Annotated in this window: 9 protein-coding genes and 1 pseudogene; 4 read left to right on the top strand and 6 right to left on the bottom strand. The window is 69.5% G+C overall.

The annotated features are described in order from the left end of the window. Window positions 1–188: 188 nt before the first annotated feature. Window positions 189–1586: an MFS transporter gene (locus ACFYO0_RS37640; protein ID WP_388685408.1), complete on the top strand. Its 1398-nt coding sequence runs from the start codon at window positions 189–191 to the stop codon at window positions 1584–1586. Next, window positions 1583–2803: an FAD-dependent monooxygenase gene (locus tag ACFYO0_RS37635; protein ID WP_388685405.1), complete on the top strand. Its 1221-nt coding sequence runs from the start codon at window positions 1583–1585 to the stop codon at window positions 2801–2803. The genes ACFYO0_RS37640 and ACFYO0_RS37635 overlap by 4 nt, the downstream gene beginning before the upstream one ends. A 1-nt stretch (window position 2804) precedes the next feature. Here ACFYO0_RS37635 and ACFYO0_RS37630 read toward each other — a convergent pair. The 5 genes and pseudogenes from ACFYO0_RS37630 to ACFYO0_RS37610 form a co-directional block, all read right to left on the bottom strand. Then, a pseudogene (locus ACFYO0_RS37630) lies at window positions 2805–3026 on the bottom strand (alpha/beta hydrolase); the annotation flags it as partial. A gap of 105 nt (window positions 3027–3131) precedes the next feature. Further along, the gene (locus ACFYO0_RS37625) at window positions 3132–4640 is read right to left on the bottom strand and encodes an acyltransferase (protein WP_388685403.1); all 1509 of its coding nucleotides are present in this window, start codon (window positions 4638–4640) and stop codon (window positions 3132–3134) included. Continuing rightward, window positions 4637–6850 carry a glycosyltransferase gene (locus tag ACFYO0_RS37620; protein ID WP_388685401.1) on the bottom strand — a complete coding sequence of 738 codons (2214 nt, stop codon included), beginning with the start codon at window positions 6848–6850 and terminating at the stop codon, window positions 4637–4639. The genes ACFYO0_RS37625 and ACFYO0_RS37620 overlap by 4 nt, the downstream gene beginning before the upstream one ends. Beyond that, on the bottom strand, window positions 6850–7791 hold the full coding sequence (locus ACFYO0_RS37615; protein WP_388685398.1) for a hypothetical protein: 942 nt from the start codon (window positions 7789–7791) through the stop codon (window positions 6850–6852). Before ACFYO0_RS37615 ends, ACFYO0_RS37620 begins: the two co-directional genes overlap by 1 nt. A 294-nt stretch (window positions 7792–8085) precedes the next feature. After that, on the bottom strand, window positions 8086–9078 hold the full coding sequence (locus ACFYO0_RS37610) for a LysR family transcriptional regulator (protein ID WP_388685395.1): 993 nt from the start codon (window positions 9076–9078) through the stop codon (window positions 8086–8088). 83 nt (window positions 9079–9161) lie between these two features. Between ACFYO0_RS37610 and ACFYO0_RS37605 the strand changes: the two genes are divergently transcribed. Both ACFYO0_RS37605 and ACFYO0_RS37600 read left to right on the top strand, forming a co-directional pair. Continuing rightward, window positions 9162–10514, top strand: coding sequence for an MFS transporter (locus ACFYO0_RS37605; protein ID WP_388685392.1), 1353 nt, complete (start codon window positions 9162–9164; stop codon window positions 10512–10514). A gap of 92 nt (window positions 10515–10606) precedes the next feature. Then, window positions 10607–10996, top strand: a complete 390-nt coding sequence (locus tag ACFYO0_RS37600; protein WP_388685390.1) for an alpha/beta hydrolase — start codon at window positions 10607–10609, stop codon at window positions 10994–10996. 34 nt (window positions 10997–11030) lie between these two features. Here the strand turns inward: ACFYO0_RS37600 and ACFYO0_RS37595 are convergent, their stop codons facing one another. Further along, window positions 11031–12467 carry a cytochrome P450 gene (locus tag ACFYO0_RS37595; RefSeq protein ID WP_388685387.1) on the bottom strand — a complete coding sequence of 479 codons (1437 nt, stop codon included), beginning with the start codon at window positions 12465–12467 and terminating at the stop codon, window positions 11031–11033. Window positions 12468–12593: the final 126 nt, after the last annotated feature.

The raw sequence follows: 12593 nt of genomic DNA, 5'->3' as shown, positions 1-12593 counted from the left end.
CATGCGCCACCTCGGGTGCCGCTTCCCCGGGTTCGCCCCGCCGGACGGCCTCGGCCCTGTCCACCAAGCACCAAGCACACTGCGCCCCGCGTGAATGGCCGCTGCGGTCCGCGCCGGGCCCGGCAAGGCGGCAGCGCTACGCGTACGGCCGCCCCCTTACTCGCCCGGCAATCACGGAAAGGACGTCCATGACCGCAACTCTGGCTCCCCCGGTCCGCATCCAGAAGGCCGCTGTCTGGGCCCTCGGCCTGCTGGCGGTCTCCACCGGTGCCTTGGAGGGGGTGTTGGCGCCGACGCTCCCGCTCCTGCAACGCGAGCTGGATATGAGTCGAGCCGAAGGGGGGTTACTCAGCATCGTGCTCGCCATCACCGGCGCGCTCATCACACCGGTCGCAGGCAAGTTCGGCGACCGCTATGGCGGAAAACGAGTCCTGATCCGGCTGATGGCGGTGGTCTCGGCCGGAGGCCTGGTGTCAGCGCTGGCGCCGAACCTGCCCGTGCTGCTGCTCGGCCAGGTACTGCAAGGGGCGATGGTGGGCGCGCTGCCCCTGTCGTTCATCCTGGTGCGCGAACACCTCCCCGAGGGAGATTCGAAGGTGGCCATCGGGGTGGTCAGCGGGTTGTTCGTGGCGGGCGGGATGGCGGGAATACTGTCGGCCGGGCCCGTGGCGGAGCAGCTGTCCCGACACTGGATGTTCGCGCTGCCGACGATCGCGGTCATCGGGTCCACCCTGCTTGTGAACGGGCTGATGCCGCATGATGCGCCGCGCCGGTCGGACGACGCCGGGGTCGACTGGCCCGGCCTGGGTCTCTTGAGCGGGACGCTGGTCACGCTCATGCTCGTACTCGGGCTGGCGGCCGACGCCGGCTCGCAGCCACTCGTGTTCGGCGCCCTCATCGTGCTTCTGGCCGCCTTCGTGACCGGATGGATAGCCGTTGAGCGTCGTGCGGCCTCGCCGATGATCGATCTGCGCATGCTGGCACGGCCTGCGATATGGAAGTCGTGCGTGCTGACGTTCGTGATGTGCCTCGGTACCGCGATGGCGGTCTATCTCGTCCCGCAGCTGTTCGATGTGCCCGCCGACGAGTACGGCTTCGGGGCCAGCGCCACCGAGATCGGCTTCTACCTGCTGCCCGGCACAGTGGCCGCGTCGCTCGCCGGGCCGATCAGTGGGATCGGGGCTCGGCGTTTCGGCTCGCGTGCCGTGGCCACCGCCGGGATCGTCATCATGGCCACCGCCCTGATCGCACTGGCAGCCGTGCACACCGAGGTCTGGCACCTCGTCATCGGCAAAATGATGATCGCGCTTGCCAACGGCCTGTGCATCACGGCAATGGTGACCAGCACCGCCACATCCGTCGATCAAAGTGACACCGGCATCGCCACCAGCCTGGTCCTGGTGACTCGCGTGCTCGGCATGGCCGTGGGTTCGCAGGTTGGTGCTGCGCTCCTCGCCGCCGGGACCCCTTCCGGGTCGGATGTCCCGGCCGAATCGGCCTTCGTCACCGGCTTCGTCATAGCCGGCGCCGTCACGGCGCTGTCCTTGCTTGTCGCCCGGACCATGAGCAAAGGAGTCAAGGAATGACCCGCACCGATCTGTCGAGGGGTGTCCATACCACGCCTAGGCGCAAGGTCCTGATATCCGGGGCCGGCGTCGCGGGGCCCGCCCTCGCGTTCTGGCTGAACCGCTACGGATTCGCGGTCACGGTGGTCGAGAAGGCGGGCACACCTCGTGACGGTGGTTACCCCATCGACGTGCGTGGCACCGCACTCGAGGTCGTCCGGAGGATGGGAATCCTGCCGCGACTCCAGGACGCGCACATCGATCTGCGCCGGCTGACCTTCCTCGACGGGGACGGCAGCGAGGTGGCCTCGGTCAACCCGCACGCCGTCACCGGCGGTGTCGCGGGACAGGACCTGGAGGTGCGGCGCGGGGATCTCACCGGCGCTCTCTACGCGGCGGTCCGTGACGACGTGGAGTTCTTGTTCAACGACTCCATCGAGACCCTCGACCAGTCCGGCCACGGGGTCGACGTCACCTTCCGCGGGGGCAGCAGGCGTACGTTCGACATGGTGGTCGGTGCGGACGGACTGCACTCACGTACCCGCGAGTTGCTGTTCGGCCCCGAAGAGCGGTTCCACCGGTACCTCGGCTACTGCTTCGCCGTGTTCACCATGCGCAACACCCTCGGGCTCTCCCACGAGACCATGATGTGGAACACCCCGGGCAGAGCCGCGGCACTCTACGCCGTGGGGGACAACGACGAAGTGCACGCCTTCCTGAACTTCGCCCACCCGGAACCGCCGTTCGACGCGTTCCGGAACCCGGAAGCCCAACGGGACCTGGTCGCCGCGGTCTTCGCCGACGCGGGATGGGAGGTCCCGGGCATGATTGCCGCCATGCGCGACGCGGATGACCTGTTCTTCGACGGGGTCAGCCAGATCCGGATGCCCCGCTGGTCGAGCGGACGGGTCGCGCTGGTGGGTGACGCCGCGTACGCGCCCTCGTTCCTCACCGGACAGGGCTCCAGCCTCGCGCTCGTCGGCGCGTACATGCTCGCCGCTTCCCTGGCCGACCGGGACCACGCCTCGGGCTTCGCCGCCTACGAACACAACACCCGTGAGTTTGTGACCGTGAACCAGGAACAGGTCGGCGAGGGCGGCGCCACACTCTTCCCCACCACGGCCCGGGCCCTGGAGCAGCGCAACGACATGCTGCGCAAACTCAGCACCATGCCCTCCGCGGAAGGGCGACCGGCCCACTCGGCCCTCACTCTGCCCGAATTCCTGCCCATGACGTAACTCCAGGCACGCGAACCGTGGCCACCGCGTAGCCGCGCGCCGCGGTGTACCGGGCCCGGGCCACCAGCCGGGGTTCCGCCTTGGGCAGGCCGTTGTTGTGGGCCATCAGGACCAGCGGGGCCGGTGCGGACCCGGGCGTCCACAGGGTGCCGGGAATCTCGCCGAGGGTGAATTCGCGCTCGAGGACGCCGTCGTCGAGGTGCTCCTCAGAAGTGAATTGCACGGTCGTGCCTTTCGGGAGTGCTCTTGAACGGCGCTCCCGGACGACCGCCCTTGTCGTCTCCGTCCGGCGTGCGTCCGCGCACGGTGGGGCCGCAAGGTCTGGCAGCTACCGCGCCCGAGCCCGCCCCCGCGACCCTGACCCTGACCCGGACCGCGACCGGCCCCGACTCCCGCCCTTCTTCGCCCCGTCCGGCCACAGCCGAGGCCCCCGCTTGGCCGCCAAGTCCTCGACCCATCCCACGCTCACGATCATCAGACCGATCAGGGGCCATACCAGGACGAACATCCAGAGGGTGTACGTCGTGGTCAGGGCGTTGGACAAGCGGTCGTCCATGAACGGGAGTCGGTAGAGGATGTCCAGGAGCGGGACCGTCGCCATGATCAGCAAGTTGTGCCAGAGGTAGATCGTTACGGCGCGGTTGTTCGACAGGGTGACCAGTTTGTCCCAGCGCGCCAGGCGACCTGGGAGTTCCTGCCAGGAAGGGGAGTACTGAAGCAGGATCGCCACGAAGCCCAGGGACCAGGCGGCCTGGGCCAGGGGGATGTCGTTCAGGTCCCAGCCGTCGGGGCCCAGGTGGCCGGAGGCCCACCACAGGCCGAAGGTCATCAGGAGGGAGGCGACGGAGACCACCGCGTAGCGCGGGATCTTCTTCAGTACGCCCTCCTGGTGGGCCATGCCCAGGATCCAGCAGCTGCCGTAGACCGCGAAGTCCGTTACCGCGTTGCCCGTTTCGCCGGGGATCTTCACGATTCCCGTGCCTACCACCGCTGTCAGCGCCAGCGGGGCCAGCAGCGTTGCCCACGGGACTCGGCGGAACGCCCACAGCAGCAGGGGGGAGGCGATCACGAACCAGAGGTACGCGCGCAGGTACCAGAGCGGGCCCGCCGCCTGGACCGCCCAAGTCTGTTCCAGCAGGCCCGACTTGGAGCCGATCTGCCAGGGATAGGGCGGGGCGCCGATCGGGATGATGTAGTTGACCAGGCCCAGCCAGCCCAGGCCGCCGTCGTCCTTGGACGGGTTCCAGCCGCCCACGAACATCATCGCGAGTACGACCGCGCTGAAGGCCCAGAGCGGAGGCAGGAGTCGGCGGATACGGCCGCGGATCACGCCCCACGCCGGGCGGCTCAGCGAGCGCGCCATCAGGGCGCCCGCAAGCGCGAACATCACGCCCATGGACGGGAAGAGGACCGTCAGCCATGCCCAGCCGAAGATGTGGTAGACGACCACGCGGACCAGGGCTATGGAGCGCAGGAGGTCGAGATAGCGGTCACGGCCGGGGCGGGAAGGGGAGGGCTTGGTCTTGGTATCGGACGGGGCCCCGGCGGCCGGTCCATGAGAAGCGGCCTCGGGCACCAGCTGCTCCGGCACCTCCGGCACCTCCGGCAGCAGCTGCGTCTCGTTCCACCTCTGCTGGGGATTCGCCTGCGGGGCCTGCGGAGCGTGCGGGGCCTGCGGGATGTGCCCATTCCCGTACGACTGCCCGTACGCCCCCTCGTGCGACTGCCCGTACGGCTGCCCGTACGTCTCCTCATACGACGTCCAGTACGAGTTCTCGTACGGCGACGCACCGGCCCCCGTGCCCTCCTCCGCCCCCTCCGCATACCCCTGCGTCATCCCACGGGCCTCCGCTCATCCCCACGCGCCACCCGCTGCCCGGGCACCGCCCCAGGAACCGAACCACCTGGCGCCGACCCCACAACCCCCGTGCGCCGCAGCTTCTGCCACCGCAGCCGGCCACCGGTGAGAGCCGTGATCCAGGACTGCAGCAGGACTACGTACATCAGCTGGCGGTAGAGGAGTTGCTGCAACGGCAGCGAGATGAGATGGGTCATGCGTTCGCGGTCCAGGCGGAAGGCGTACGCCGCGCAGATCGCCTGGATGGCCAGGACGCCCAGCCAGGCGACGATCGTCTTTCCGGTGGGGCCGAAGATGAGCCCGTACAGAAGGAACACGTCGATCAGGGGGGCCAGCAGCGGCGCCACCACCATGAACAGGGAGACCAGCGGCAGGCCCACGCGGCCGAAACGGCCCGAGGGGCCCTTTTCGATGATCGCGCGGCGGTGCTTCCAGATCGCCTGCATCGTGCCGTACGACCAGCGGTAGCGCTGGGACCACAACTGCTGGACGGACTCAGGGGCTTCGGTCCAGGCGCGGGCGTCCTCCGCGTAGACGACGCGCCAGCCGTCGCGGTGCATCGCCATCGTGATGTCGGTGTCCTCGGCGAGCGTGTCGTCACTCATGCCGCCGACGCGTTCCAGGGCGGAGCGGCGGAAGGCCCCGACCGCACCCGGGATCGTCGGCATGCACCGCAGGATGTCGTACATACGGCGGTCGAGGTTGAAGCCCATCACGTACTCGATGTGCTGCCAGGCGCCGATGAGGGAGCTCTTGTTGCCGACCTTCGCGTTGCCGGCCACCGCGCCGACGCTCGGGTCGGCGAAGGGCTGGACGAGTTCGCGGACGGTGGCCGGTTCGAAGACCGTGTCACCGTCCATCATCACGATGAGGTTGTAACGGGCGTTCGCTATGCCGCGGTTGAGCGCGGCGGGCTTGCCCGCGTTGAGCTGGCGCACGACGCGTACGTTCGGCAGGCGCAGGCCCTCCACGATGCGGGCCGTGCCGTCGCTCGAACCGTCGTCGATGACGATGACCTCGATGGGATGCTCGCTGGCCATCAGCGAACGCACCGTGTTCTCGATGCACTTGGCTTCGTTGTACGCGGGAACCAGCACCGATACCGGTTCGGTGATCGGTCCGCGGCCACCCCAGCGGAAGCCCTTGCGGCGTACGCGGTGGGCATGGACGGCGGAGAGCAGCAGCATCAGGCCGAAGCGGGCGAAGACGAGGACGCCGATGATCGCAAGGCCGACGACCAGGACGCCGGTCGTCTTCTCGGAGGCCTGGACCGCGTACACCCAAGCCTTGCCCTTCCACAGCTCGAGGCCGGTGACCTTGGTGTGGGCGCTCTGCGCGCCGAGAGCCTCGGTGAGGTTCTCGAACTCGTAGTCGCGTTCCTTCATCTGGGGCACGAACCTGTCGAGCGCCGCAACGGTCTGCGAGCGGTCGCCGCCGGAGTCGTGCATCAGGACGATCGCGCCCTTGTCGCCCTTGGGCGTGGCGCGGCGGATGATCTCGTCGACGCCCGGCCTGCGCCAGTCCTCGCTGTCGGTGTTGTTGACGATGGTGATGTAGCCCTGGCTGCCGATGTACTCGGTGACCGGCCAGGACTTGTTGTCCATGGCGTCGGCGAAGGAGGAGTACGGCGGCCGGAAGAGCGACGAACGGATGCCCGCCGCGCCCACGAGCGCCAGCTGGTTCTGGGAGAGCTCCCAGTTGATGCGGCGCTTGGCCTGGAGGGAGAGGTCGGGGTGATTGAAGGTGTGCAGGCCGATCTCATGGCCTTCGTCGACCATGCGCTGGACGAGGTCCGGATAGCGCGAGGCCATGGTGCCGGTGATGAAGAAGACCGCGTGCGCGTCGTGCTTCTTCAGTACGTCGAGGACCTTGGGGGTCCACTCGGGATGCGGCCCGTCGTCGAAGGTGAGGACGATACGGCGGTCCGGTACGTCGTCCCGGCTGTCGGTGCCGCCGCGGCGCGTATCGATGACCGGGCCGCCCTTCAGGACCTCCTGGGGGACCCGGTCGTTGGCCGTGGGGGTATTGATGCGGTAGTCCGCGAGGATCTCGCTGTGGACGAAGCCGCGCAGCATCAGCATCGCCATCAGGGCGACGAGGACGAGGGAGGGCAGCAGGTAGCGCATGGGCAGGCGACGACGACGTACTGCGCCGGAGGCCTTGCCGCGACGGCGGGAGCTGGATGCCATCAGAGGACGTACTCCGGAGAAGACGGGGCGGCGGGCTGCTCGATGAGGCCGATCGGGCCGATGACGCCGATCGGGCCGACGTCGCCGATCGGGCCGATGACGCCGATCGGGTCGATGACGCCGATCGGGTCGATGACGGCGATCGGGTCTACGGGCGTAGTGTCACCCGCCGGCGGCGGGGCGGCGACCGGGTCGGCACCGTCCGCCGGGGGATCGACCGTGGGGTCCTGCGTCGGGTCCGGATCCGGGTCCTGCGTCGGCGTCGTGGGCTCGTCGGTCGGATCGTTGGTGGGGTCGGACCCGGTCGGGTCGTCGCTCGGGCCCGGCTTCGTGGCAGGGTCCGTCGGCGCGGGCTTGGTCGGCCCGTCCGACTCCGTGGGCTTGACCGACTTGCTCGGCGAGGGATCGGCGCCCGGCGCCAACGTCCTACCGGGATCGACCGACGGGCTCAGCCCGGACGAGGGGTTCGCCGTGGCGGACGGGTCCGCGGACGCGGGCGGCAGCGTCGGGGAGTCGACCTTGCTGGCCGGCTTGTCGTCCTCCTTGCCCGGCACCGGGAGCCAGGGCGCGCTGGAGTTGCCCGACAGCAGCGTGGCGATGATGACGACGGCGTACACCGCGCAGGTGAGGCCGACGGCCATGCCGATACGGCGGTATCTGCGGCTGCGACGGCCCGTCTCGTCTACGAAGACCGGTCCGTCCGAACCCTCGACGCTCTGACCACCCCGGGGCCCCTTGGCCTGCTGGACCAGCCAGTCCTCCAGGTGCGCGCCGGCGACGTCGAGTTGGACCGTGACCTCGTCCGGGTCATGGTGGTGCTCGGTCTCCGGCAGGGCGAATCGCTGCGTCTCGCCCATGCGCCGACCGGCGTCCGCTTGCTGCTCGCCGCCTATGTGCTGCTCATTGTCGTCGCCGTCTCGGCTGTTTCGCTGTTTGGGCATGGATATATCGCCAGAACCACCATGAAACGAATCCCCCGCATCTCGACGGGTCGACGGATAGGTTCCGCCTCTTTCCGGCCGGTCGGTATACCCCCCAGCCGCTTGGGCGTCTTCTCGCCACTTCTCCACGCGCACGCACATCCCCCCACGGGACTGATTGGGCGCGTACGAGTCCGGGCACTACGTACTATTTTGTCCGGATCGGGCCCCCACCCGATCCAGGCGCCCCCCTATTACCACACTGCACCCGGCCCTCGAATGTAGCGCACGTAGGAGTTGTGTGTGTGCCACGTGTCAGGTGCATTGCGACATGATGAGCTCATCGGTGGCCGGAATCCATGCACCGGCGGGACGCCGAAGCCATCCCTCTGCCTCCGCCAGCTCCGCGGCGGCGGCACGGAGTGCCTCCATACCTGGATGTACCAGACCTCTTCTCCACACCAGTGACACCGGCGACAGGGGCACGGGGTCGACGAGTGGCTTACATATCGATTTGGGCATGGCCGGAAAATCGACCGCGGCGAGGACGGGATTCCGCGTCTTGGCCATGATCCGCTGGAACTCCCGGGTCCCCACGGCGAGTGGCGCAGGCGGCGCGATCTCGATGCCGCGCCCCTCGAAGAGCTGCCGGGCCAGGTCGGTCCACTCCGGCGTACGGGGGTTCCCGGCGCCGGCGTACACGGACTCGCCCGCCAGCGCGTCCAGCGGCACGACGTCCAGGTCAGCCAGCGGATGGTCCTCGGGCAGCAGGATCGCCATCGGCTCGTACCGTACGGGCTGCTGCTCCAGGCGCGCACGGATCGCCGGGTCCAGTCCCGCGAACCGGCCGAAGGACGCGTCGAGCCGGCCTGCCAGCAGTTCGGCCGCGGCTCCGGTGAGGCCGCTCTCGAAGCGGGCCATCAGCTCGCAGTCGGGGGCGAGTTCACGGGCCCGGGGCAGGATGCGCTCACCGACCAGGCCCGGGCTGTTCACATCCACGAGCAGAGGACGCTGCCCGTCGTCCGCGGCCCGCCCGAACTCGGCCAGCAGCGCGTCCTGCGCCTCCAGCACGCGACGCGCGTACGGGAGCAGCCGTTCGCCGTCGGCCGTGAGCGCGACCCGCCGGGTATTGCGTACGAAGAGGTCCGCCTTCAAGTCCCGTTCCAGACGCCGGATATCGCGGCTCAGGGCTTGCTGGGCCACGTACAGCCGGGCGGCGGCGCGGGTGAAGTGGAGCTCCTCGGCAACGGTGAGGAAGGCGCGAAGGAGGCGGGGATCGACCGCACCGGGACCAGGAGAGGACGGCATCCGGCGAACTTACAACCCAGGTGCGTGAATCGGTACGGAGTAAGTGTTGGACCCCTGGTCAGGGCACCGACGACGGTTGCTCCATGCCGCAGCAGTCTCCTGATCGCCGTACGACAGACCGCAGCACGCCGAATCGCCGTGCGCCAGATCGCCGTACGACCGTCCTCACCGTCACCGCCGACAGCCTGGTGGCCGCAGACTTCGGCCCCCGGCGGAAGGCGCCCGGCCACAGGCGCAAGTCCGGCGCGGGCACCCCCTACCGCCGCCTTTTCACGATCCCGGGCACCCTCGCCTTCACCATCGGGAATCTGATCGCCCGGCTCCCCATGGGCATGTTCAGTATCAGCGCCGTCATCATGATCGCGGGAGCGCGGGACTCGTACGCTCTCGCCGGCGCCGTCACGGCGACCGGGCTGGCGACGACGGCGGTCGTCGCGCCCTGGACGGCGCGGCTGGTCGACCGTTACGGGCAGGCGCGGATCGCCGTGCCCGCGACGGCGACCGCGGCGCTGGGCTCGCTCGCGCTGCTGCTCTGCGTGCGTTACGGGGCGCCCGACTGGACGCTCTTCGTCGCCTACGCCGCGACGGCCACGACCCCCAACACCGGGGGCATGTCCCGGGCACGCTGGGCCCACCTGCTGAAGGGCGATCCGGCGGGCCTGCACACCGCGAACTCCTTCGAACAGGCCGCGGACGAGCTGTGCTTCATGCTCGGTCCGGTGCTGGCCGCGTTCCTGTGCGGGACGTTCTTCCCGGAGGCGGGCACGTTGGCCGGCGCGGTGCTGATGCTGACAGGCGTACTGCTCTTCGCGGCCCAGCGTGCCACGGAGCCACCGGTGCGGGGTCGTCCCCGTACGGCCTCGAAATCCCTCCTACGCGCACTCGGCATGCCCCCTCTCCTCATCGGATTCCTCGCCACCGGCGCCGTCTTCGGGTCGCTGGAGGTGGTCACGATCGCGTTCGCGGACGCACAGGGACACAGATCGGCGGCGGGTGTGATACTCGCGCTCCAGGCGGCCGGTTCGGGCGCGGCCGGTCTGCTGTACGGGGCGCTGAAGCCGCCGGGACCGGCCGAGCGACGCTACCCGTGGAGCCTCGCCGCGATGGCCGTCCTCATGTCGGGCCCCCTGCTGGCCGCCATGCTCACGGGCTCGCTGGTGGTACTCGCCGGTGCGCTGCTGGTGGCCGGGATGGCGACGGCCCCGACGATGGTCACGGCCATGACGCTGATCCAAGGCCGCACACCCGAGGGCCGGTTGAACGAGGGGATGACGCTGGCGGTGACGGGGTTGCTGGGCGGGATCGCGTGCGGGTCGGCCGTCGGCGGGTGGGTCGTGGAGCAAGTGTCGGCCGCCGCCGGGTACGGCGTCCCGGTCACCACGGCCGCGGTCGCTCTGCTGATCGCCCTTGCAACAGCGAGACCAGCAGCTCGGTGAACTGCGTGGCCGCCCAGGACTGCCGGCGGCTCGGCATCGTCTGGATCAGGGCCTCGCGCTGACGGAAGACCGGGTGGTCGATATGGACGTGGGTGACGCCCTCGGTGCGGCCGTTCCGTTCCAGGTCGCCGAGGTCGCCGAGGTCGCCGACGAGGGCGATACCGCCGCCCGAGCGGACGAACTCGTACTGCGGGGCGAGGGCGTCGCAGACCAGGGCCGGGCGGACCCCGTCAGTCCTTCCAACTGCACGCCGATGTCGAAAGGTTCACCTGATTCTTGCGACCCGCGGGACGACCGCCCTGCTGACGTACGAGGGCGCGGGGCACAGCGTCTACGGCCGCAGCGACTGCACACGCGGCGCGGTGGACGACTACCTCGCGGAGCTGAAGGTGCCGGAGGACGGAAGCCACGCGCCGCGGTACGCCCGATCTCCGCAGTATCCGTATCCCCTGAGCGTCCGTCGGTCCGAGTCGTCAGGCTGAACGGCCGTCAGCGCGTCCGTCAGCGCCCCGGTCGTCAGGCTGAGTACGCCGGTGACCGAGGCGTGATCCGGCAGCGGACAGGTCCTTTGGCCATCAGGGTGATCCCTGCGCCGAGCGGCACCTCTTGGTCGTCCGCGGGCTTGAACTCGTAGGCCTGGAGCAGCACCGCGAGCCCCAGCACCGACTCCAGCATCGACAGATGCTGTCCGATGCAGGCGCGCGGTCCGCCCCCGAACGGGAACCAGGCGTAGCGGGGGCGGCCCGCCTCCGCCTCCGGGGTGAAGCGCTCGGGGTCGAAGCGCTCCGGATCGGGCCAGTAGTCGGGGTGGCGCTGGGTGACCCACGGGCTGACGAAGACGTCGGCGCCGGCCGGTATGCGTACGCCGTCGATCTCCGCGTCCGCTACCGCGCGGCGGCCGACGACGGGCGCAGACGGATACAGCCGCATCGCTTCCTTCAGCACCATCGTCAGATACGGCAGCTCCGCCATGTCCGCCGCCGTGGGCGCCCGCCCGCCGGGGCCGCCGAGCACGCGATCCACCTCGTCCCGTACGCGCTTGTGGTGCTCGGGGTGGCGGGCGAGGAGGTGCAGGGCGAAGGCGAGCGCGGTGGCGGTGGTCTCGTGGCCGGCCAGCAGGAAGATCAGTACCTGCTCGCGGAGTTCGGCGGCGTCGAGGCTGCCGTCCTCGGCGTTCTCGGCACGGACGAGGAGGGTGACAAGGTCTTCGGTGCCGTCGCTTTCGGTACCACCGTCTTCGGTGCCGTCCCGCGAGCCGTTGCCCCGTCCGCCGCGGCGACTCTCGATGATCGTGTCGCAGAGCGCGAACAACTCGGCCTGGTGGCGCCCGGCGCGGCGGTTGGCGGGCGTGGGCCATGTACGAGGCAGCTTGACGGGTGAGAGGGCCCGCTTCACGGAGTACTCCTGGAGCAGGGGCATCGTGCGCTCGATCACCTCGAACGCCTTCTCCCCGTCCGTCCCGAACAGGATCCGGCCGACCATACGGAGTGCGAACCGGCGCATTTCACCGACCAGTTCGAGTTCTCCACCGGGGGCTTGGCGCCAGGCTTCGGCCAGGGCGGCAGCCTCGTCGGCGACCTGATGCGCGTAGCCGTCCACCCGGCGACGGGTGAACAACGGCTGGATGAGGCGACGCTGGCGGAGGTAGACGTCGTCCTGGCTGGTGAGCAGCCCGTTGCCGACGGACTCCCGCAGCTCCTCGTAGAAGACGGTGTCCTTGCGGAAGTTGGCGGCCTGCGTGGCCAGAATCTGCTGCGCGCCCTCGGCCGAGAACACCGAGTAGGTCTCCACACGCAGCCCCGGCGGCCCGGCGCGGAAGCGCACCACGTCGCCGTACTCGCTCCGCGCCCGCAGATACGCCGCCAGCGGATCGTTCAGCAGCTCGCTCATCGAACCGAACAGTGGCGTTCCCGCCACGATCGGCGCCTGTGCGCTCGCGGTCAACGTCGCCATGATCCGCCGCCTCCCGTAGATCCGTACGCATGTCCGAACCACAATAGCCTTACGGGCAAGGCAAGTTGAGGTGTCTCCAGTCGTCGAACTCGCCACGGTCAAGCGCGCCCTGCCGTTGTCAGACCC

Source organism: Streptomyces sp. NPDC006365 (genome assembly GCF_042870755.1).
In the GTDB taxonomy this organism is placed as follows: Bacteria; Actinomycetota; Actinomycetes; order Streptomycetales; family Streptomycetaceae; genus Streptomyces; species Streptomyces xiangluensis.
This window is presented reverse-complemented; position numbering and strand designations above follow the sequence as displayed.

What these genes read in the sequence shown, in the direction of transcription:
- ACFYO0_RS37620 (WP_388685401.1), bottom strand. Translation starts at nt 6,850, where the DNA reads ATGGCATCCAGCTCCCGCCGTCGCGGCAAGGCCTCCGGCGCAGTACGT.
- ACFYO0_RS37625 (WP_388685403.1), bottom strand. Translation starts at nt 4,640, where the DNA reads ATGACGCAGGGGTATGCGGAGGGGGCGGAGGAGGGCACGGGGGCCGGT.
- ACFYO0_RS37605 (WP_388685392.1), top strand. Translation starts at nt 9,162, where the DNA reads ATGCCGCAGCAGTCTCCTGATCGCCGTACGACAGACCGCAGCACGCCG.
- ACFYO0_RS37610 (WP_388685395.1), bottom strand. Translation starts at nt 9,078, where the DNA reads ATGCCGTCCTCTCCTGGTCCCGGTGCGGTCGATCCCCGCCTCCTTCGC.
- ACFYO0_RS37635 (WP_388685405.1), top strand. Translation starts at nt 1,583, where the DNA reads ATGACCCGCACCGATCTGTCGAGGGGTGTCCATACCACGCCTAGGCGC.
- ACFYO0_RS37595 (WP_388685387.1), bottom strand. Translation starts at nt 12,467, where the DNA reads ATGGCGACGTTGACCGCGAGCGCACAGGCGCCGATCGTGGCGGGAACG.
- ACFYO0_RS37640 (WP_388685408.1), top strand. Translation starts at nt 189, where the DNA reads ATGACCGCAACTCTGGCTCCCCCGGTCCGCATCCAGAAGGCCGCTGTC.
- ACFYO0_RS37615 (WP_388685398.1), bottom strand. Translation starts at nt 7,791, where the DNA reads ATGCCCAAACAGCGAAACAGCCGAGACGGCGACGACAATGAGCAGCAC.